This is a genomic window from Pacificibacter sp. (assembly GCF_039769035.1).
Lineage (GTDB): Bacteria > Pseudomonadota > Alphaproteobacteria > Rhodobacterales > Rhodobacteraceae > Celeribacter.
Window position 1 is genome coordinate 1 of record NZ_JBDMZG010000071.1, and the last position, 19,120, is coordinate 19,120.

21 protein-coding genes are annotated in these 19,120 nt (G+C 55.4%); 11 read left to right on the forward strand and 10 right to left on the reverse strand.

Annotation, left to right across the window (positions count from 1 at the left end; translation table 11 throughout):
- The 3 genes from ABF287_RS06780 to holA form a co-directional block, all read left to right on the forward strand.
- Positions 1–183: hypothetical protein (locus ABF287_RS06780; RefSeq protein ID WP_347184254.1), on the forward strand; the 183-nt coding region annotated here is incomplete at its 5' end.
- Positions 170–655: an LPS assembly lipoprotein LptE gene (gene lptE, locus ABF287_RS06785; RefSeq protein ID WP_347184255.1), complete on the forward strand. Its 486-nt coding sequence runs from the start codon at positions 170–172 to the stop codon at positions 653–655. The genes ABF287_RS06780 and lptE, both read left to right, overlap by 14 nt.
- Positions 652–1,677, forward strand: coding sequence for a DNA polymerase III subunit delta (holA, locus tag ABF287_RS06790; protein ID WP_347184256.1), 1,026 nt, complete (start codon positions 652–654; stop codon positions 1,675–1,677). The genes lptE and holA overlap by 4 nt, the downstream gene beginning before the upstream one ends.
- Here the strand turns inward: holA and ABF287_RS06795 are convergent.
- The 3 genes from ABF287_RS06795 to ABF287_RS06805 are packed head-to-tail and all read right to left on the reverse strand — an operon-like array spanning position 1,643 to position 4,208.
- On the reverse strand, positions 1,643–2,845 hold the full coding sequence (locus ABF287_RS06795) for a TIGR03862 family flavoprotein (protein WP_347184257.1): 1,203 nt from the start codon (positions 2,843–2,845) through the stop codon (positions 1,643–1,645). The genes holA and ABF287_RS06795 overlap by 35 nt on opposite strands.
- The gene (locus ABF287_RS06800; RefSeq protein ID WP_347184258.1) at positions 2,842–3,456 is read right to left on the reverse strand and encodes an enoyl-CoA hydratase/isomerase family protein; all 615 of its coding nucleotides are present in this window, start codon (positions 3,454–3,456) and stop codon (positions 2,842–2,844) included. The genes ABF287_RS06795 and ABF287_RS06800 overlap by 4 nt, the downstream gene beginning before the upstream one ends.
- Positions 3,453–4,208 (reverse strand): SDR family oxidoreductase, encoded by a 756-nt coding sequence (locus ABF287_RS06805; RefSeq protein WP_347184259.1) that lies wholly within the window; start codon positions 4,206–4,208, stop codon positions 3,453–3,455. The genes ABF287_RS06800 and ABF287_RS06805 overlap by 4 nt, the downstream gene beginning before the upstream one ends.
- A 109-nt stretch (positions 4,209–4,317) precedes the next feature.
- Here ABF287_RS06805 and ABF287_RS06810 point away from each other — a divergent pair, with 109 nt between their 5' ends.
- From ABF287_RS06810 to ABF287_RS06820, 3 genes are read left to right on the forward strand one after another with little or no spacing between them, the layout of a single operon-like run.
- Positions 4,318–5,832: a hypothetical protein gene (locus tag ABF287_RS06810; protein WP_347184260.1), complete on the forward strand. Its 1,515-nt coding sequence runs from the start codon at positions 4,318–4,320 to the stop codon at positions 5,830–5,832.
- Between the two features lie 58 nt (positions 5,833–5,890).
- Positions 5,891–7,237: a TldD/PmbA family protein gene (locus ABF287_RS06815; protein ID WP_347184261.1), complete on the forward strand. Its 1,347-nt coding sequence runs from the start codon at positions 5,891–5,893 to the stop codon at positions 7,235–7,237.
- Complete coding sequence (locus ABF287_RS06820; RefSeq protein ID WP_347184262.1) at positions 7,224–8,009, forward strand: 3'(2'),5'-bisphosphate nucleotidase CysQ; 786 nt, start codon at positions 7,224–7,226, stop codon at positions 8,007–8,009. Before ABF287_RS06815 ends, ABF287_RS06820 begins: the two co-directional genes overlap by 14 nt.
- 6 nt (positions 8,010–8,015) lie before the next feature.
- Here ABF287_RS06820 and ABF287_RS06825 read toward each other — a convergent pair whose 3' ends face one another.
- Positions 8,016–9,236 carry a glycosyl transferase gene (locus ABF287_RS06825; RefSeq protein ID WP_347184263.1) on the reverse strand — a complete coding sequence of 407 codons (1,221 nt, stop codon included), beginning with the start codon at positions 9,234–9,236 and terminating at the stop codon, positions 8,016–8,018.
- A gap of 3 nt (positions 9,237–9,239) precedes the next feature.
- Positions 9,240–10,046 (reverse strand): HAD-IIB family hydrolase, encoded by an 807-nt coding sequence (locus ABF287_RS06830; protein WP_347184264.1) that lies wholly within the window; start codon positions 10,044–10,046, stop codon positions 9,240–9,242.
- 158 nt (positions 10,047–10,204) lie between these two features.
- On the opposite strand from ABF287_RS06830, the gene ABF287_RS06835 reads away from it, so the two are divergent.
- Genes ABF287_RS06835 through lpxK form a run of 3 tightly spaced genes read left to right on the forward strand, consistent with a single transcriptional unit; the run spans position 10,205 to position 12,744 of the window.
- Entirely contained in the window at positions 10,205–10,450 is a 246-nt protein-coding gene (locus ABF287_RS06835) for a DUF4170 domain-containing protein (protein ID WP_347184265.1), read from the forward strand.
- Positions 10,451–10,462: 12 nt separating this feature from the next.
- Positions 10,463–11,749, forward strand: coding sequence for a glycosyltransferase N-terminal domain-containing protein (locus tag ABF287_RS06840; protein WP_347184266.1), 1,287 nt, complete (start codon positions 10,463–10,465; stop codon positions 11,747–11,749).
- Positions 11,746–12,744 (forward strand): tetraacyldisaccharide 4'-kinase, encoded by a 999-nt coding sequence (lpxK, locus tag ABF287_RS06845; protein WP_347184267.1) that lies wholly within the window; start codon positions 11,746–11,748, stop codon positions 12,742–12,744. The genes ABF287_RS06840 and lpxK overlap by 4 nt, the downstream gene beginning before the upstream one ends.
- Here lpxK and ABF287_RS06850 read toward each other — a convergent pair.
- Together ABF287_RS06850 and ABF287_RS06855 are read right to left on the reverse strand one after the other, a co-directional pair.
- A complete protein-coding gene (locus tag ABF287_RS06850) occupies positions 12,741–13,412 on the reverse strand; it encodes a DsbA family protein (RefSeq protein ID WP_347184268.1) in 672 nt (223 codons plus the stop codon). The two genes, lpxK and ABF287_RS06850, sit on opposite strands and share 4 nt — an antisense overlap.
- On the reverse strand, positions 13,409–13,900 hold the full coding sequence (locus ABF287_RS06855) for a DciA family protein (protein WP_347184269.1): 492 nt from the start codon (positions 13,898–13,900) through the stop codon (positions 13,409–13,411). The genes ABF287_RS06850 and ABF287_RS06855 overlap by 4 nt, the downstream gene beginning before the upstream one ends.
- A 176-nt stretch (positions 13,901–14,076) precedes the next feature.
- Here ABF287_RS06855 and mutY point away from each other — a divergent pair, with 176 nt between their 5' ends.
- Together mutY and ABF287_RS06865 are read left to right on the forward strand one after the other, a co-directional pair.
- Entirely contained in the window at positions 14,077–15,126 is a 1,050-nt protein-coding gene (mutY, locus tag ABF287_RS06860; RefSeq protein WP_347184270.1) for an A/G-specific adenine glycosylase, read from the forward strand.
- A gap of 43 nt (positions 15,127–15,169) precedes the next feature.
- Positions 15,170–16,309, forward strand: coding sequence for an alkane 1-monooxygenase (locus ABF287_RS06865; protein ID WP_347184271.1), 1,140 nt, complete (start codon positions 15,170–15,172; stop codon positions 16,307–16,309).
- 216 nt (positions 16,310–16,525) lie between these two features.
- On the opposite strand, the gene ABF287_RS06870 is transcribed toward ABF287_RS06865, so the two are convergent.
- The 3 genes from ABF287_RS06870 to ABF287_RS06880 form a co-directional block, all read right to left on the reverse strand.
- A complete protein-coding gene (locus ABF287_RS06870; protein WP_347184272.1) occupies positions 16,526–17,626 on the reverse strand; it encodes a site-specific DNA-methyltransferase in 1,101 nt (366 codons plus the stop codon).
- A gap of 135 nt (positions 17,627–17,761) precedes the next feature.
- Entirely contained in the window at positions 17,762–18,373 is a 612-nt protein-coding gene (locus ABF287_RS06875; RefSeq protein WP_347184273.1) for a ribonuclease HII, read from the reverse strand.
- Between the two features lie 169 nt (positions 18,374–18,542).
- Positions 18,543–19,088: a hypothetical protein gene (locus tag ABF287_RS06880; protein WP_347184274.1), complete on the reverse strand. Its 546-nt coding sequence runs from the start codon at positions 19,086–19,088 to the stop codon at positions 18,543–18,545.
- Positions 19,089–19,120: the final 32 nt, after the last annotated feature.

Genomic DNA, 19,120 nt, shown 5'->3' on the forward strand with positions numbered 1-19,120 from the left:
GTGACCATGCCGATCCAAATCAACGGCAAACGCCGCGATGAAATCACCGTGCCAAAAGACATGCCGAAAGAAGAGGTTGAAAAACTTGTTCTAAAGGCTGACGTTGTGGTGAAGGCGCTCGATGGCGGGCAGCCGAAAAAGCTCATCGTGGTGCCAGGTCGTATCGTCAATGTTGTTGTTTGATCGCAGAACCTTTTTACTCTCCGCCGTGGCCCTCGCGGGCTGCGGTTTTCAACCGACTTACGGCCCAAACGGCAGTGGATCGGCCCTGCGCGGCGCAATCCGCGTAGACACGTCGGGCAACCGCGAAGCCTATGTTTTGGCCAACAAGCTTGAAGACATTTTCGCGCGCCCAGCGACCCCGACTTATGCCCTGACGTTCAACGTCGACACCGATGAAGCCGCGGTCGGCATCACGCCAGAGCAAGAAATCACACGCTACCATGTGACAGGTAAGGCTAAGTATTCATTGGTTAATATCGCGGACGGTCAAACGGTTGCCTCAGGCGAGGTGAACAGTTTCACCGCCTATTCCGCCACTGGATCCACTGTGTCCTCTGTCACGGCGACCCGCGATGCCTATGATCGTTTGATGGAAATTTTGGCCGATCAAATGGCAGCTCAAATCCACGCCAAAGTCGCTGTGCCAAGATGAAGCTGTCCCCCCGCGAAGCCGTTGGATATTTCGCGAAGCCCGACCCCAAAAAGGCGGGGGTTTTGCTGTTTGGCCCCGATTCCATGCGCATCGCGCTGAAACGCCAAGAATTGATCGCATCGCTGGTTGGCCCGCAAGGCGAAGAAGAAATGCGCCTCACGCGCATCCCTGCGTCTGAGCTGCGCAAAGACAAAGCCATGTTGTCCGACGCGATCAAGGCCCAAGGGTTTTTCCCCGGACCGCGTGTCGCCTTTGTTGAGGATGCGACAGAACAGCTTGGCGCGGTGATCATCGACGCCATGTCGGATTGGCAGATCGGTGACGCGCAAGTCGTGGTGACGGCCGGCAGCCTGAAAGCCACATCGAAACTGCGTAAGTTTTTCGAGATGCACCCCAACGGATTGGCGGCGGCAATCTACGCCGACCCGCCGTCACGCGGTGAAATTGAGGCAACGCTGAAAAAGTCTGGGCTTGGCACCATTGCCCCCGACGCCATGACCGATATCGAAGCCTTGTCGCGCAGTTTAGATCCCGGTGATTTTCGCCAGACCTTGGAAAAGCTCGCGCTGTATAAAATTGGCGACGCCACAGCCGTGACCTCTGAAGACATCATCAATTGCGCCCCAGCCACCTCTGAGGCCGAAGTGGACGATGTGCTGAATATCGTGGCCGAAGGGCGCACTGTCGAGCTTGGCCCGATCATGCAAAAGATCGCGGGGCAAGGCATCGACCCTGTCGCGCTGTCCATTTTTACCATGCGCCATTTTCGCGCGCTGCATGCGGCGGCGTCTGACCCTGGTGGAGCGGCATCTGGCATCGCGCGGGCGCGTCCGCCTATTTTCGGGCCGCGTCGTGATCGCATGACCAAACAGGCGCAAAAGTGGGGCATGCACAAATTGGAAGTGGCGCTTGAGGTTTTAACCGATACTGATCTGACGCTTCGATCGTCGTCGCGCGCGCCGAAAATGGCCGTTATGGAACGTGCCCTTATTCGTCTTTCGATGCTGTCACAGCGTCGATAGCCACAAGTCCTGCACGCCGCCCCGTCGCCAGACAGGCGTTGATCAAATAGCCACCTGTTGGCGCTTCCCAATCCAGCATTTCACCGCAGGCAAAGACATTTGGCAGGGTCTTGATTTCAAGGTTGTCTGTCAGGCCTTCAAACCGCAAACCACCCGCCGTTGAAATGGCTTCATCCATCGGACGCAACTGCGCGCCTGACACGGTCAACCCTTTCAAAACAGGCGTCAAATCATCTGGAAGAGGCCGCGCAAATTCCATCACCATTGCGATTTTTTCGGGTGACAGGCGCAATGATTTGCGCAGGAAGTTCACCAAACTCTCTTTGGGTTTGCGCCGTTCAAGCGCCGCTTTCACTTTTGCCGCTGGCATATCTGGCAAGAGATCAACCACCACCTCATGCCCTTCGCGCACACCGCGAGAGACCGAATAGATGCCGCCACCTTCCAGCCCGCGGTTTGAAATGATGAATTCACCGCGCGATTTATACGCCCCGCATCGCAATTCCACGCCTTTGACGGCCCCGCCAAAGTGGCGCGTCATATGGGTGCTCCAAGTCACGGAAAGAGCGGAATTTGCCGGTGCGAAGGGGGCAATGGTGGCATCTGGCATCAGGTCTGCCCAGGCGCCATTCGACCCTAATCTGGCCCAACTCGCCCCGCCCAGCGCCAAAATCGTTGCTTTGGCGTGTATTTTTCGGAGGCCTTCGGGGGTCTGAAAAACGGCTGCGCCCGTGTCATCCATGCCCGTAAGACGCCACTTGCGCCGCAAGTCTGCACCGTAGTTATCCAGCCGCGCCAACCATGCGCGCAACAGGGGCGATGCTTTCATGACTGTGGGAAAGACGCGCCCCGTTGAGCCAGTAAACACCTCTTGGCCCAAGTCTTCCGCCCAGGCGATGACATCCTTGGGGCCAAAATCAGACAGCGCCGATTTTAGGGCGTCGGGCAGCGGCGAAAAGTGGCTTTGGAAGGCGTCCATACCTTCGTTTTTGGTCACGTTCAGGCCAGATTTACCCGCCATAAGAAACTTGCGCGCGGGCGATGGCATAGCATCAACGATGACCACTTGAACACCTGCACGCCCAAGCTCTTGCGCGGCCATAAGCCCTGCAGGCCCAGCGCCAATGACAAGTGCTTCGACGGTTTCGATTCGCGCAGAGACGCTCATGATGTGATCATGCTTTTAATACCCGCGATGTGAGAGGCCTCTGCCTCCAAAGCCTGCGCACTCAAAGCGCGCGCGGCAGGAATCAGATCGGCAGGGTCAAGGATTCGATCCACAAGACCCCAAGACAGCGCCTCTGGCGCGAGCACTTTTTCACCTGCCATCAAAATCATCTTGGCACGCGCTGGCCCAATCAATTGCGCAAGACGCGTCGGATCAGGCGGCTGGGGTAAAAACCCCAAGCGCATCACCGGATAGAAGAACTTGGCACTCGGCACGCTCAAACGGATGTCACAGGCCAGCGCCATGCCAAAAGCACCGCCCGCCAATGTGCCGTTGAGCGCGCATACCGTCAGACAGGGCAGCGCTGCGATGGCGTTTGAAAGCGTTTCCCAAAGCGGGGACACCGCCAAGCCAGCCCGCGCTTCATCCAAATCGGCACCAGCGGAAAAAATCGGGCCTGCGCCTGTGATGATCAGCGCTTTGGCGACGCCGTGCGCCTCACCGACGGTGTTGATCAACGCCTCGAGCATCTGTGCGGTCAGCGCGTTGGCTTTGTCGGGGCGATTCAAGGTGATGCACCACAGATCGCCGTCGCGAGTCACATCTATCATTCAATCAATCCAATTTTGCGGCGCAGGGCTTCATCGCGCAGCTGCAACTCTTCGCCAAGGTACATGTCAGCTTGCGGGCCACACATCCAGAGCAACGCCTGAGCAGGCCAATCAGCGGGAATATGGTCGCTCCACTCAAGTTGGCTGACCGCATTGATCCCCGAGGCTTTGATGTCGCGCTGCATTTGCGTGGCTACGGTTCCAGGTGACAGGCCGATGGCGCGGATGCCGCGGGATCGTTCTTCGAGATCAAGAGAGCGGGTCAGCATGGCAGCGCCTGCTTTTGACGCGCAATAGGCGCTCCATCCCTCAACAGGTCTGTGGGCTGCGCCTGACGAGACCGTCAAAACTGTGCCGCCACCACGCGCAATCATTTCGGGAACCACCAGTTGCATCGCGTAAAACACGGCCTTGAGATTGATATCAATGGCGCGGGCCCATGTGTCGACATCTGCGCCAGTCATACTGCCAATCGGGTCGATAACGCCCGCGTTGTTCACCAAAATATCGATCGGCCCCAACGTGGCCTGCGCGGTTTCAACGGCGCCTTTCAAGGCACTGTGATCAGAGACATCGCAAGCAATCGCGCAGGCATTTGGGCCGATGTCGGCCGCAAGAGCCTCAATGTCACCACCGCTGCGTGCCACTAGCGCAACTTTGGCACCCGCGCGGGCAAATGCACGGGCCGTCTCAGCGCCAATGCCACGACTTGCCCCTGTGATAAATGCCGTTTTTCCTGTCAAATTGGTCATATACGCCCCATAGTTTTGCCAACTCTAATACGCATTCGACTCGGCATCCAGCCTTGACCCCTACAGTGTTTGCGTGAATCCTTGTGTATAAATTTTGACTGGAGTGACCATGAATTTTCGCGCGCCCTTTTTAATTGTCTCTGCGGTTATGTTGCCCGCATCCGCCAGCTTTGCTGATGTTTCTCCACAAGAGGTGTGGAACAGCTGGCAGACCTTGAGCCAAAGCATGGGGCAAACGCTGAGTGGGCGCGTCGAGCAAACAGGCGATACACTGACCGCCCATGATGTGACTATTTCGATGCCCTATCTTGGTGGCGATTTTATGACCTTTAGCGGCACCACCCCGAGAATTGTTTTTGAGGGGCAAAGCGATGGCACCGTCGAAGTGACACTGCCGGATCCGACCACCTATACGACATCGATCAAGGGCGACCCGTCTTCTGGCGTGCCACCGGTGCAAGTCCGCAGCGCGGCGACCTTTGACAACACGACGATTGCCTCAGGAACTGTTGGCAACATCACGTATGAAATTTTGCCCGGCACCATGACCTATGTGACGCAAAAGCAGATCCGCGACGGTGTCGTTTTGGTGCCCGAACAAATCGTGACGGTGTTGGGTGTTCAGGGGACCATGTCGCAAGAAACCGACGGTGATACGCTTATAACAACCGCAGATATTGCCGCAGATGCCGTGGCGGTCGACAGTGACAGCAGCACCGACGACATTGCCATCGATATGACCTATACGATTGCGCCGCTCAACTTTGTGGGAAAATTTACCACCAGCGCCGCAGCAATGGATGAGCCGCTTGGATACCTCAAATCAATGGACGGCACGGCGGGGTATAGCCTTGGTCGGACCGCGTTTGAGATGAACACGTCGGACGCGGGGCGCGCGATGACATTCGCTGGCTCGACACGCAAATCAGCGGTCGGCGCAAAAATGTCGCGCGGCGTCGTGAGCTATCTCGCGACTGCGCATGAAACGGAAGTGACCGTGAGCGGAGCAGGTCTTCCAATGCCCCAAGTCGACTTTGGCATTGGCGAAGCGCGCTTAGGTGTGACCCTTCCACTTTTGAAAAGCGACACCCCAAAACCCTTTGCGTTTAAAATGGCACTCGAAGAACTGCGCTTGCCCGATATGGCTTGGATGATGCTTGACCCGCAAGGTCAGATGCCGCGCGATCCTGCCACCATTCGTCTTGATCTCAGTGGCAGTCTTATGGCGCAGGCTGATTTGTTGAACCCGCAAGCCTTTATCGACATGGTGGACGCCGATAAAATGCCGTTCATGCCGCTCGATATGGCGCTGAACGAACTCTACATTTCGCTTGCTGGCGCAACATTTACTGGCACCGGTTCCGCCGTTATTGCCAAAGGGAAGGACATGTTCGAGGGCTTCCCGTTTGAAAGTGCCAACGCATCACTTGCCCTGAATGGCGGCACAACCTTGATGGATACCTTGGCGCAAACTGGGCTTATTCCACCGCAAATGTCCATGACCGCCAAGATGATGCTTGGCATGTGGGCCAAGCCCGGTGACACGCCGGATTCATACTCAGCAGACATCGAACTGAACAAGGACGGTGCATTAAGTGTGAATGGGCAGCCTTTGCCATTTTGATGAACTTGCGGATGGCGCGCCATCAGACTAATTGAAATAAAGTCAAACCGAGGACGTCATGCAAAAAGATCTGTCAAAGCTGACCGCTGCCCTATTGGCGGCCGCAAAAAAGAACGGCGCAGATGCTGCCGACGCCATAGCTGTTACGGGCACATCGGTGTCGATTGATGTGCGCGCAGGCGCCCTTGAGCACGCAGAGCGTTCTGAGGGCGTCGATATTGGGTTGCGGGTTATTGTGGGCAAAAAGCAGGCCTGTGTGTCCGCTTCTGATGTGCGCGATGAGACCATTCAGACCATTGCAGAACGTGCGGTTGCCATGGCGCAGTTTTCGCCGGACGATCCTTATGTGGGTCTTGCCGATGCGGCCGATCTTGCGACAGATCGCGATGCATCGAGTTTGGAAATGTTCGATCCGCAAGACGAACCTGCCGCTGAAGAATTGGAAGAAGACGCCCGTCGCGCAGAGGCAGCAGCCCTTGCGCTTGACGGGATTTCGCAAGTGCAATCTGCCTCGGCTGGATACGGACGTCGGCAGGTGCATCTTGCGGCCTCAAACGGATTTGAAGGCGGATATGAGCGGTCAGATCGTGGGCTCAGCTGTGTTGCGATTGCAGGCACTGGCTCTGAGATGGAGCGTGATTATTTCGGCGACAGCCGCATTTTTCAGGCCGACATGATGACGCCCGAAGACATCGGCCTGCGCGCGGCGCAAAACACGATTGCCCGCGTCGGTGCGCGCAAACCCAAAACAGGGACGTTTCCGGTTCTGTTTGATGAGCGCATTTCCTCCACGCTGCTTGGCCATCTTTTGGCGGCCGTCAACGGCGGCGCGATTGCACGGGGATCAAGCTGGTTGCGCGATGGTCTGGGCGAACAGGTTTTGCCCAGCAATCTAAGCGTCACGGAACTGCCCCATCGCAAACGCACCTCTGGGTCGCGCCTGTTTGATGCGGAAGGGCTGCCAACGCGTGAGCGCGCAATCGTGCAAAACGGCATATTGATGGGCTGGACTTTGGACTTGGCCACCGCGCGCCAATTGGGACAGACCAGCACTGCCAATGCATCGCGTGGCGTCAGTGCTCCGCCCTCACCTGCCCCCACGAACGTGTCCCTGACACAGGGCGAGCAAACGCGTGACGCCTTGATCAAGGACATGGGCACGGGCCTTTTGGTGACCTCGCTCATCGGGTCGTCGATCAATGGAACCACGGGCGATTACTCGCGTGGGGCCTCTGGCTTTTGGGTGGAAAACGGCGAAATCACTTATCCTGTCAACGAATGTACAATCGCTGGCAACCTGCACGACATGCTGAAAAGCATCGTCCCTGCCAATGACGCACGCACGCATTTGAGCCGCGTTGTCCCGTCCATTTTGGTAGAAAGCATGACCATTGCCGGCGCATGATGATCTTGCCCTTTTGGTTGAAGCGGCACATGCGGCAGGTAATATCGCGCGACCGTTTTGGCGCAAACACCCTGAAACATGGGACAAAGGCGATGGCGCTGGCCCCGTGACTGAAGCCGACCTTGCAGTCGACAAGATGTTGCACACCAAACTTTTGGCCGCACGTCCCGCATATGGCTGGCTGTCCGAAGAAACCGCCGACACCGATGCGCGCCTGTCAAAGGATCGCGTGTTCATCGTCGACCCCATTGATGGCACCCGCAGCTTTATTGAGGGCGATCACAATTGGGCGCATTCTTTGGCGGTGGCCGAACAGGGCGAAGTGGTTGCGGCTGTTGTCTATTTGCCGATGCGCAAACGTCTGTTCGTGGCCGAAAAGGGCAAAGGCGCCACGCTGAACGGCGTGCCGCTGCGTGCAAGCGAGACCGAAAACATTGATGGCGCGCGCCTGTTGACCCATCGACACAATCTAAAGCCTGAACTTTGGAACGACGGCTGTCCGGCGTTTGCATGCCGGTTCCGTCCGTCCTTGGCCTACCGCATGTCTTTGGTGGCCCAAGGGCGCCACGACGCCATGCTATCGCTGCGCAACACGTGGGAATGGGACGTGGCGGCAGGCACATTGATCGCCCGCGAAGCCGGCGCAAAAGTTACAGATCGCAACGGAAACGCCCCCGTTTTCAATCAAGACGTTCCCGCTTTTGACGGCTTTATGGCCGCCAATCCGGTTTTGGCAAACAGTATCGCAGCCCGCCTTGCCACGCGCAGCTAGGACATTTTAGGAATATTCCTGCATGTCCAATTCAACCGCTTGCAGCATTGAGGTCGTGATATCTGGGTCGGCCGCATGAATGCGCGACCAGTTGGGGATAAACGGCGTCTCCATCGGATTGTCCAAAAACACCTGTCCTGCGCGCATGATATTTGAGGCAAACAGCTCAACGGTTTTTTCTTCAACATGGCGATCAACATGCAGGCCATTCATCTGCGCATCGTTGAAATAAGTCTCGATCAAATCCAACGCATCGCGGAAATATGTCGCTTTGATCGAGCGGAAAATCTCTTCGGAGAACACCGTGCCGTCGGCAGCAAGCTTACGATACAGCGCCTTGCAAATGTCGACAGACATGCGCGATAGGCCAGCGCTGGCGTCTTCTTCAGACAGATCTTGGTGTTTGTGATCGTAGCGATCCGACACTTCGACCTGACACACAGAACGCGGCGATAGATTGCGCCAAGCCTCTGACAACAGACCAATTTCCAAGCCCCAATCCGATGGAATGCGCATGTCCGGCAAGATCGACGTGCGCATGGCGAATTCGCCCGCAAGCGGATAGCGGAAATCCGAAATAAAGTCCAAATACTCGCGCGGACCAAGCACTTTGGCCATGGCGCTCAAAATCGGAGCCACCAAAAGCCGCGACACGCGACCGTTCAATTTGCCGTCGGCAACGCGGGGGTAAAAGCCTTTGGACATTTGGTACGGAAACCGCGGATTGGTCACAGGGTAAACCAACCGCGCCAACATATCGGCGCTATACGTCAGCACATCGCAATCATGCACAGCAACCACAGCACTGTCGGCCTGCGCGATTGTGTAGCCCATACAGAACCAAACATTGCGGCCTTTGCCGGGTTCGCTGGGTGACAGGTTCAATTCTTGCAGCTTGGAATCGACCGCCCTCAATCGCGGGCCGTCGTTCCACAGCACAACATGATCGGCTTTGAGCTTCGAAAAGAACTTGAGCGCGTGACGGTATTGTTCCTCTGTGGCGCGATCGAGACCAATGACGATGCGGTGGATAAAGTTCACCTTGTTCAATTCATCAATGATCGCTGGCAGCGCTTCGCCTTCCAGTTCAGAGAACAGCGACGGCAGAATAAGCGTGATCTTTCGCGTCGACGAAAAGGCTTCCAATTCGCGGACCAAGTCATTTGGTGCACTGACCCGAAGATTGTGCATTGTGGCGACATGCCCACCTTGGTGAAAATCGGCCATATTTTATTCCTCTTCTGCGTAGTATTTTGTGAGGCACTCTTGCACCTCAATGTTCCAACCAGCTGGACCAGCCAGTTCGGTTCTGACAATTGCGCCCGCCGCTTCGGCTTCAAGCGTTGGTATGCCAGCCCCATGTGTATTTCGTATGATGACGCCGTGATCCGCAGTGCAGATCATTTCAACGTCATTCGGTGCATCGCCAAGCGCCATTGTCGCTGGTTTCGGGTCGAATGCGCCGACAATATGTGCCATCCAATCGGCTTTGGTCGCACCAAAGGACAGGGTCAAATAGCGCCCGCCCTGACGTGCGGTGATGCCCTTTTTCCCCAACAGATCCTCAAACAACTGACGCTGATCGGCGGTTCCCGCCCACAGGCCAGGTTCGGAAAATTGGCGATTGCGTGCCTGTTCTGCCTGCTCAAGGGGCAAGCCCGTTTGCGCGGCGCATTGCGCGACGGACCAGTCCGAAAAGCCCCTATACTGCGCGCGCAATTCAGCGGGTAGCTCTGCCAGAGCTTGCAAAATCTGCGCGTGTTGCTTGGCATCTTGATCCGGCTCTTCAAACGCTGGCAAAAGCCCCGCACCATTTTCAACAATGGCGGGGCAATGCTCAAACCCAAGCGCTCGACGCAGATCAGCAAGCTCAAATGCCGTCTTGGAACTCGCCAACACAAGCGGCACAGACAGGGACAACATGCGCTCAAGCGCAGGACGCGCGGCATCCCAACTGTAGCTGTCATGATCGAGCAGCGTACCATCAAGATCGGTAAAGACGATGAGTTTCGCCGTGGAAGGGTTTGCCTTAGACATGCTCAATGTTGCGCCTAGCGGATCCGAAAGAACAACAGTGAGCGCCTGTTTTTTCCGCAATATACATGGATCGCCTAATTATTAAGCACCCGCCCAGCGTCGCTTGACCGCGCACCGCATATGGCTAAGTTGCGATTGAACCTCATACGGAGAGAACAATGACACAACGCTTGCATTTGGTCTTTGGCGGCGAATTGGTCGACCCATCGACAACAACTTTCCGAAACGTCGACGACATTCACGTGGTTGGCATTTTCCCAGATTACGCCTCGGCGCATTCCGCTTGGAAAGCCGAAGCACAACGCACCGTAGACAACGCCCACATGCGTTATTTCATCGCGCACCTGCACCGCCTGCGCGATGAGGAAGCAGGCACATCTTCTACGGAAGAACTTGGACATTAAGGTGTAGGCCGCATGGCCAGAGCACTCTCACTCATCGCATACGCAGCATTTTCATCGCGACCGGAAGCTCCTGTCAGACAGATGTTAACCAAGCTGCAGCGGGCGGGCACCATCACGGATGAGGCCCTAAACCAGCGGCTTGCCCAAAATGCGCCACCGCGCCCATTGGGCAATCTAATTTGGTTCAATGCTGGGTCCGAACACGCGATTGCGCCTTGTTTTGAACTGTTTCGCCGTTTGCGCGAAGACCGCCCCGACCTGCGGGGCATCATCACAACCACCTATCAATCGCTTGTGCCACATGACGTGCCAAAGGGGCTGCTGTTCATGCAAGCCCCCGAAGACAGATTGACAATTGTCCGGCGTTTTTTGACCCACTGGGATCCTGATTGCTTGATTTGGGTTGGCGGCGGATTCCGCCCCGCATTGATCGAGAAAGCTCAGTCTCGCGGCATTCCAACGGTGTCCATTGATGCGCCTGAAAGCACTCATTCGTTGGCGCTCAACAAAATAATTCCTGGGCTCAAGACCGCAACGATGTGCCTTTTCGAGCATGTTTTCGCGGCAAATATCACGCAATCTATCGCGTGGCAGCGGGCTGGTTTGAATTCGGAAAACATCGAAGTTATGGGGTATTTGGGCGAAGGCGCCACCGTGCCTCAGTTCGATGAATCCGAGCTTGAAGCGCTTTCCGAAGACATTGGCACCCGCCCCGTTTGGTTTGCCGCCAACATTGGGCCCGCTGAAATTCGCGACGTCGTACGCGCGCATAAAGTCGCATTGCGTCGCGCGCACCGACTGTTGCTGATCGTCTCGGCGCAAGGCGCGGAAACGGTGCGACAGCTTCAGGCACATTGCACCAACCAAGGCCTGACGTCTGCCCTGCGCGCAGACAATAAGGCCGCGTCCGACGCGGTTCAGGTGTTGATTGTAAACGCTGGCGCAGAGGATGGTTTGTGGTATCGCCTCGCGCCGGTGACCTTTTTGGGGCAATCCATAACAGACGGTGGCGGCTGTGACCCGTATCCTGCGGCGATATTTGGGTCAGCCATCATCCATGGGCCAAATGTAAGTTATTTTTCAAGTCGTTACGCAAGGTTCGATGCCGCAAACGCCGCGCGTTTGGTCACCTGCGGAGACACGCTTGGTCAGGCGGTCAGCGAAGTGTCCGCGCCTGATTACGCCGCCAACATGGCCAGTGCGGCGTGGGAAATCTGCTCTGAAGGGGCGGAAATGACGGATCGTGTTGCTAGTCTTGCGCATGACATTTTGGATTTACGGGAAGAGATGCTCGCATGACGCCTCCACGGTTTTGGTCCACGGCCCCAGATGCCCCAAGTTGGCAAGCGCGCGCGCTGACGCCATTGGCGCGCCTTTATGCACATGGAACGGCAAGACGCGTTGCGCAACAGGGCTACAAAGCGTCGGTGCCGGTGATCTGCATCGGCAACATCAATGCGGGCGGCACGGGCAAAACCCCGACCGTCATCGCACTGGTGCAAAAACTGCAATCTATGGGCAAAACCGTTCATGTTGTGTCGCGCGGCTATGGCGGCAAATTGGCCGGCCCCGTGCGCGTTGTCGAGCGAACGCACACCGCAGACGATGTGGGCGACGAGCCATTGTTGATTTCTGCCTTTGCCCCTGCGTGGGTTTCAAAAGACCGCGCGCTCGGCGTCAAAGCGGCCGAGGCCGACGGTGCAGATGTGATTTTACTTGATGACGGCATGCAAAACGCGTCGGTTGTCAAAGATGCCACCTTTGTCATCGTTGATGCCCATCGAGGGTTTGGCAACGGCCGTGTCATGCCCTCCGGCCCCTTGCGCGAACCGGTGAATGTCGGATTGGCGCGCGGTGATTTGATCATTTCGATTGGAAACGAGGCGGCACAAAACAGTTTTCAGACCACGTGGGGGGCGCATATTTCGTTGCCCAATGTCAAAGCCCATCTTGCGCCTTTGGAAACGGGAATGGACTGGGCAGGTCTGCCAGCGCTGGCCTTTGCAGGCATCGGCCACCCTGAAAAATTCTTTGCAACTTTGGAAAACATGGGCGCCGTTCTCATCCGCAAAGAAGCATTGCGGGATCACCAACCCCTGCCGCTTGCACTCATGAAACGCCTTGAAATTGAGGCGGCCACTTTGGGGGCGCAGCTGGTCACAACGGAAAAAGACGCGGTGCGATTGCCCCGCGCCTTTCAAATGAAGGTGCTCACCTTGCCGGTGCGCCTATCGATCGAAAATGAAGACCCGATCACTGCCGCATTGGCAAAAATCGGGATCCATTCAACTTAGCCAGCAAGTGCCGCATCAAGTTTGGCCGCCAAAGCTTCGTAAGACATGTTCGAGTTCTTTTCGCCATTGATGATCAATGTTGGCGTGCCGGACACGTCGTATTCTTTCATTTGCACTTCAAAGTTGGCAACCATAGCCTGTGCCATCGCGCCGTCGTTCATGCAGGTGTCCAAATCGGCGTCTGACAGACCCGCTTTTTTACCAATCGTGCGCAGGTTTTTAACGATTTCCATCGCGTCTTTGCCGCCAGCGATCCATTCTTTTTGTTGCTCGTACAACATGGCGTTGATGCCAAAGTAGCGCATCTCACCACCACAGCGTGCAACCATCGCAGCCCAAAGGCCGTATTTGTCAAAGTACACTTCGCGGTAAACGAATTTTACTTTGCCAGTGTCGATGTAGTTTTCTTTCAACTGCTTGAACACATTGGCATGGAAGCTCGCGCAATGCGGACAGGTGTAGGATGCGTATTCGATCAATTCGACAGGCGCATCTGGATCACCCATGACCATATCTTTGATCATAGATGTGTCGATGTCAGCTGCGTCTGTTGCATTTGCAGGGGTGATGACAAATTCAGTCATCTGCGGTTGTGCAGTGTACAAATATGCACCACCCGCGCCCAATGCGGCCAGAGCAGTGGTCATCAAAAAGTTACGTCTGTTCATTGGTCTACCTTTTTCAGTGTATTTTCGGCGCGGTGCAAAAAGCTGCTGGCCAATTTTTCAAGCGCGTTTCGCAAGTTTTCGTCTTGCGTCCCCGCGGACAATTCATGCGCCTCGGCCAGAACCTCAGGGCTTGGCTGGGGGCGCGGTTCTTCTTTCACATGTTCAAACTGGACGCGCCCTTCGGCAAAACCTGTTGGCGCAGTTTGGGTGATGTGAATGCGGCTAATCGCACTATAGCCATAAACGGAATTCACCCGATCTTGGATTTTGGGCAACTCAGCTTGCAACATCGGTGCGTATGATCCTGTGGTTAACAGCACCAAAGTGGCCCCGAAACCGCCCTTGGCGTAGGTCACTTTGATCGGCCGCGCCATTGACGCGGTTTGTTCGCCCACGATTTCGACCCAATGGGTCAAAAGCCGCATTTCGGAAAACCCACGTGTTTCGGTCGCTTGGCGAATCCGCGATTGCAAAAGGCCCGAAGTCATTTCGAATCCCTTCTTGCGTCGCTTAATTCCCGCGGCCGGTGTTGTTTTCTTTGTGACTTTCGCTTTGCGCATCTGGTTTATCCATTCTCAAACTCTATTCTATCTTGAGGGCGCGGCGTTACCAGACAAAACCTAATGACACGCCCTAAAGTTTACGTGACGGAGTGAAACACAAGATGGATCATGGCGCTTTGGCCGCAGGTTTGCTGGCTTGGTACGACGAAAACGCGCGTGAAATGCCTTGGCGTGTTGGTCCCGCATCCCGCAAAGCAGGCATCACGGCAGATCCCTACCGAATTTGGATGTCTGAAGTGATGCTTCAGCAAACAACTGTGGCAGCTGTTAAGACATATTTTGAACGCTTTACACATTTGTGGCCGACCGTTCAGGACCTTGCCGCAGCGGACGATACGCATGTTATGGGGGAATGGGCTGGTCTTGGATACTACGCCCGCGCACGTAATTTGCTCAAATGTGCCCGTGCCGTTGTGGCGGATCATGGCGGCGTTTTTCCAACAGACCGCAAATCGCTTTTGGCACTGCCAGGCATCGGGCCTTACACGGCTTCGGCTGTCGCATCTATCGCCTTTGATTTGCCTGAAACGGTTGTGGATGGAAATGTCGAACGGGTGATGTCGCGATTGCATGATGTCCACGAACCGCTGCCGCTGTCAAAACCGCAACTGACCGAATTGGCCGAACGCACCACGCCAAAAAACCGCGCAGGTGATTACGCGCAGGCGATTATGGATCTGGGCGCAACTGTCTGCACCCCGAAATCGCCGCACTGCGATATCTGCCCTTGGAGTGCGCCTTGCCTTGCGCGCAAAAATGGCACGGCGGCTGATCTGCCCAAAAAGGTGCCGAAAGCCATCAAGCCCACACGCAAAGGTTTTGCCTATGTGGCGCAAACGCCGTCAGGGGCTTGGGTGATGGAGCGCCGCCCCGACAAAGGATTGCTGGGGGGCATGCTCGGTTGGCCCGGATCGCCTTGGGAAGAAACAGCGCAAGAAGCCCCGCCTTTTGCTGCCGACTGGGCAGAGGTTGGCGAGATCAAACACACCTTCACGCATTTCCATCTGTTCTTGCGCGTTATGGTCGCAAATGCGGTTGCGAATGCGCCCGAACATGCGGTTACCTTGGGCGCAAATGAATTTCAGCCTTCGGATTTGCCAACAGTCATGCGAAAGGTGTTTGATGTGGCGCAAGTTCATTTTGACGATTGATCTGTAAACATTAAGAGACGGTGAATATGAAGGGCCAAGCCTAATGAATATGTCGACCATCAGCGCACGAAACGCGATGCCGTTTTGGCTGTCTTTAGGTGTTGTGCCACTGTTGTTGATCGGCGCTAAATTCGGCGGGTTTCTGACCTTTTTGGTGCCACTTTACGCGTGGTATTTGTTTTCGATTTTGGATCGCCTTTTGGGGATGAACAAAGAGAATCCCGATCCCAACACAGGCGATGACCAGTTGGTTTTATATCGATTGATCACGATGATCTGGTTTCCGATCCAGTTTGTCATGATTTACGGGCTGATCTATTTCGTCACACACACCAATCATTTGACGACCACAGAAGTGATCGTTCTGTTCTTTAGTCTCGGGGTCTCATCGGGCACCATTGGCATCGTTTATTCCCATGAACTGCTGCATCAACGCAATCGGCTGGAACGCTGGTTGGGGGATTTACTGTTGGCGTCTGTCCTCTATTCGCATTTTCGCACCGAACATTTGCTTGTGCACCACAAACATGTCGGCACGCGGCGCGATGCGGTGACAGCCCTTTATAACGAAGGGTTTTTCCGGTTCTTTGGTCGCGTGCTGCGCGAAGGGCCAGTGTCCGCTTGGGAGGCCGAAAAGGCCCTGCTCGCAAGGCGCGGCTTGTCTGCCTTTCATCCGCGTAACCCGCATTTTCGCTATTGGGCGCTGCAACTGAGCGCGCTGATCTTGGCTGTTTTGATTGGGGGCACTGCTGGGTTTTTCTTGTTTATTTGGCAGGCATTTATTGCGATTTGGCAGCTCGAGCTAACAAATTACGTCGAGCACTACGGCCTCACCCGCAGGCATCTGGGAGATGGGAAATACGAACACGTCAAACCGCATCACAGTTGGAACGCGGCTCAGATGGCGACCAATTGGTTGTTGATCAATCTGCAACGCCATTCGGATCACCACTATAAACCCGACCGCCGTTTTCCATTGCTGCAAAACTATTCCGAAGACGACGCGCCGCAATTGCCCTTTGGCTATCCGGTGATGACTTTCGCTGCCATGGTGCCGCCCCTTTGGCGACGCATTATGAACCCGCGCGTCAAAGCGTGGCGCAAACAATACTACCCTGACATGGCGACATTTGCGGAATGGGAGCCCTATAAACACGGCACCAATCCTTTGCCACGCCTCTAGCGCGGCACCTTAAAGCCGAACAAAAAAAGCCCCGCCATAAGGCGGGGCAAGGGGATGCCGAGGAAGTCAGACCTCTGGCATCAGGCGGTATTCGTATTTGTTTTCACACAACTGTTCTGTACGTCGCCCAACGATTTGAGCGACGGGTATCGCGTCCTTTGCCCATGGTGAGACAGGCAAAGGATCATTTGATGAGAGTTTGATCTTGGTGTGAGATCAGTTCATTTCCGCGCGGATTTGCTGACGCAACAAGTCGATGGGCACGGTTTTGCCCTCGCGTTGGAAAGCCCAATAGGTCCAACCATTACAGCTTGGTGCGCCCTCAAGATGCGCCCCCACTTGGTGGATCGACCCTTTGATGTCATTGCCAACAAGCGTGCCATCAGCGCGCACTTTGGCTTTGTGACGACCATTCATGGACACCAGCTGTTCACCCGGACGCAGCATACCGCGCTCGACCAATTGACCAAAAGGCACACGTGGTTCAGCACGTTTCGACGCAGTGACTGTCAAGGCGTCAGTGTCAAATTTGCGGATGGATTTCAGACGCTTTTCAGCAACCTTGCGGTACTTTTCTTCGCGCTCGATACCGATGTAATCACGGCCCAGCATTTTGGCGACAGCACCTGTGGTGCCCGTGCCAAAGAACGGGTCTAGCACTACGTCACCAGGGTTGGTGGTCGCGATCAAAAGGCGGTGCAACAAGCTTTGCGGCTTTTGTGTTGGGTGCGCCTTTTCGCCGTCTTCGTCTTTCAAGCGTTCGCCACCATTACAGATCGGCAAAACCCAATCAGAGCGCATTTGCACGCCTTCATTGAGCGCTTTGAGCGCGTCGTAGTTGAACGTGTATTTCGCGCCTTCGGCTTTGGACGCCCAGATGAGCGTTTCATGCGCGTTGGTGAACCGTTTGCCACGGAAATTTGGCATTGGGTTTGACTTGCGCCACACCACATCGTTGAGCAACCAATAGCCTTGGTTCTGCAATTCCGCGCCAAGGCGGAACACGTTGTGGTAAGACCCGATCACCCAGATCGCGCCATTCGGTTTGAGAATGCGACGCGCGGCTTTCAGCCATTCGCGGGTGAAATCATCGTAGCGTTTAAAGCTGTCGAATTGATCCCAGTCGTCGTCCACCGCGTCAACTTTGGAATTGTCAGGACGATGCAAGTCGCCGCGCAATTGCAAATTGTAGGGGGGATCCGCGAAAATCAGATCAACTGATTCTTCGGGGAGACTGTTCATTGCCTCGATGCAATCACCGGACATAATTGTATTGATCGGAAGCGCAGGCGCCTCCTTGCGTGTATTTTTAGTCATGCTCTGCCTCACAGATACGCCCTTACGAGCGATACAATCGCACCATTTTTGGTGTCGTTATGTACCGCCTAAGATGAGTCATTGAGGATTCGAGGTCAATTTCTTTATTGAATCAATGCGTTATAAAATCGCTTGCTACAACATATTGTGTATGGGTTTGAACGAACGTCTATGGTGTGGGGTCACCCCAAATTTCGCCAAGCCTTCCATATGCAATTTGGTGCCGTAGCCTGCGTTTTTTTCCCAGCCATAGCCAGGGTACTGTTGCGCTAAATCCACCATCAGCCGATCGCGCCACGTTTTTGCAACAATTGACGCGGCGGAAATCGACAAAGATCGGGCATCGCCTTTGACGATGGCTTCAGCATCCAAACCGAAAGCGGCGGGGATCTTATTGCCATCGACCAACACATAGTCGGCTTTCATTTTCAAACCCGCCACCGCGCGCTCCATGGCAAGCAATGAGGCCTGCAAGATATTGATCTCGTCGATCTCTTCCACAGAACAAGACGCGATAGAGACATCGGCCACGGCAAGGATTTGATCATACAAAGCCTCGCGACGTTTCGCGGTCAGCTTTTTGGAATCGTTCATCCCCTCGGGGATATTGTCAAGATCAAGCCAAACTGCGGCGGCAACCACTGGACCAGCCAAAGGGCCACGCCCCACCTCATCAACGCCCGCGACACGGATATATCCGCGTCTTGCGGCGGCAGCTTCGAACGAAAAATCTGGAATATATGTCATGGCTCTTTGAAAGCGTATGACGGCGCAAAGGGCAAGCGAAACGCGACTTCCAGGCGGCGCGGCGAGGGCGACGTCAAAGCTATAAACAAAAAGGACGGGTGGAACGCATGAACCACCCGCCAAGGTAACGCGTGCCATGGGGACTTAAACGCGCGTATTTGAATTGGAATTATCGGTAGATGCGTCGGCCATTGTTGTCGTCACGATCATTGCGATCATGAGCCCGCGTGACGCGGTAGCCAAAGTTGTTCAAGCATCCCACATCGTAGGCATCGAAACGGGCATGCTTTGTGCGCACCTTGGTTTCACAAGCCCGTGGAAGCGGCACGGCAGAGCGGCGTTCGCGCATCACACAGGATTCGACAGCGACGGTTTGAATGCGGTGGTGTTTGCCTTGCACGGACATCACACAGGAGTTCGGGACTTCAAATGCATTGGTGCGCCCAAACCGCCCAACGCCGCGCGATGGGAACATGTGACCACTGCGCGAAACCTGTGCATCGCGTTCCGCTTTGGCTTTCGATTTGGACTTTGAGTTCTCAATTGCTTTGCCCACGATAAACAGCGTGGCCAAACCGCCAATGATCTTAGCGACATCTTCGTCACCAGCACGGGCCGGCAAAGCGGATGCGCCTGAAATTGCGATCGAGAGCGCCACCAAGCCTGCAGCAAATTTCGTTGTACGTCGTTTGGACGATTTGGAATGCGTCTTCATGGTTGGTCCTTCCTGTTTCGGAACCCGTGCAG

Bases quoted from the DNA above. Each gene is read 5' to 3' on its own strand.
- ABF287_RS06855 (WP_347184269.1), bottom strand. From the start codon at position 13,900: ATGACTTCGGGCCTTTTGCAATCGCGGATTCGCCAAGCGACCGAAACA.
- ABF287_RS06795 (WP_347184257.1), bottom strand. From the start codon at position 2,845: ATGAGCGTCTCTGCGCGAATCGAAACCGTCGAAGCACTTGTCATTGGC.
- ABF287_RS06865 (WP_347184271.1), top strand. From the start codon at position 15,170: ATGAATATGTCGACCATCAGCGCACGAAACGCGATGCCGTTTTGGCTG.
- ABF287_RS06805 (WP_347184259.1), bottom strand. From the start codon at position 4,208: ATGACCAATTTGACAGGAAAAACGGCATTTATCACAGGGGCAAGTCGT.
- ABF287_RS06880 (WP_347184274.1), bottom strand. From the start codon at position 19,088: ATGAAGACGCATTCCAAATCGTCCAAACGACGTACAACGAAATTTGCT.
- holA (WP_347184256.1), top strand. From the start codon at position 652: ATGAAGCTGTCCCCCCGCGAAGCCGTTGGATATTTCGCGAAGCCCGAC.
- lpxK (WP_347184267.1), top strand. From the start codon at position 11,746: ATGACGCCTCCACGGTTTTGGTCCACGGCCCCAGATGCCCCAAGTTGG.
- ABF287_RS06835 (WP_347184265.1), top strand. From the start codon at position 10,205: ATGACACAACGCTTGCATTTGGTCTTTGGCGGCGAATTGGTCGACCCA.
- ABF287_RS06810 (WP_347184260.1), top strand. From the start codon at position 4,318: ATGAATTTTCGCGCGCCCTTTTTAATTGTCTCTGCGGTTATGTTGCCC.
- ABF287_RS06830 (WP_347184264.1), bottom strand. From the start codon at position 10,046: ATGTCTAAGGCAAACCCTTCCACGGCGAAACTCATCGTCTTTACCGAT.
- ABF287_RS06800 (WP_347184258.1), bottom strand. From the start codon at position 3,456: ATGATAGATGTGACTCGCGACGGCGATCTGTGGTGCATCACCTTGAAT.
- ABF287_RS06825 (WP_347184263.1), bottom strand. From the start codon at position 9,236: ATGGCCGATTTTCACCAAGGTGGGCATGTCGCCACAATGCACAATCTT.
- ABF287_RS06815 (WP_347184261.1), top strand. From the start codon at position 5,891: ATGCAAAAAGATCTGTCAAAGCTGACCGCTGCCCTATTGGCGGCCGCA.
- ABF287_RS06840 (WP_347184266.1), top strand. From the start codon at position 10,463: ATGGCCAGAGCACTCTCACTCATCGCATACGCAGCATTTTCATCGCGA.
- lptE (WP_347184255.1), top strand. From the start codon at position 170: ATGTTGTTGTTTGATCGCAGAACCTTTTTACTCTCCGCCGTGGCCCTC.
- ABF287_RS06875 (WP_347184273.1), bottom strand. From the start codon at position 18,373: ATGACATATATTCCAGATTTTTCGTTCGAAGCTGCCGCCGCAAGACGC.
- ABF287_RS06870 (WP_347184272.1), bottom strand. From the start codon at position 17,626: ATGACTAAAAATACACGCAAGGAGGCGCCTGCGCTTCCGATCAATACA.
- ABF287_RS06850 (WP_347184268.1), bottom strand. From the start codon at position 13,412: ATGAACAGACGTAACTTTTTGATGACCACTGCTCTGGCCGCATTGGGC.
- mutY (WP_347184270.1), top strand. From the start codon at position 14,077: ATGGATCATGGCGCTTTGGCCGCAGGTTTGCTGGCTTGGTACGACGAA.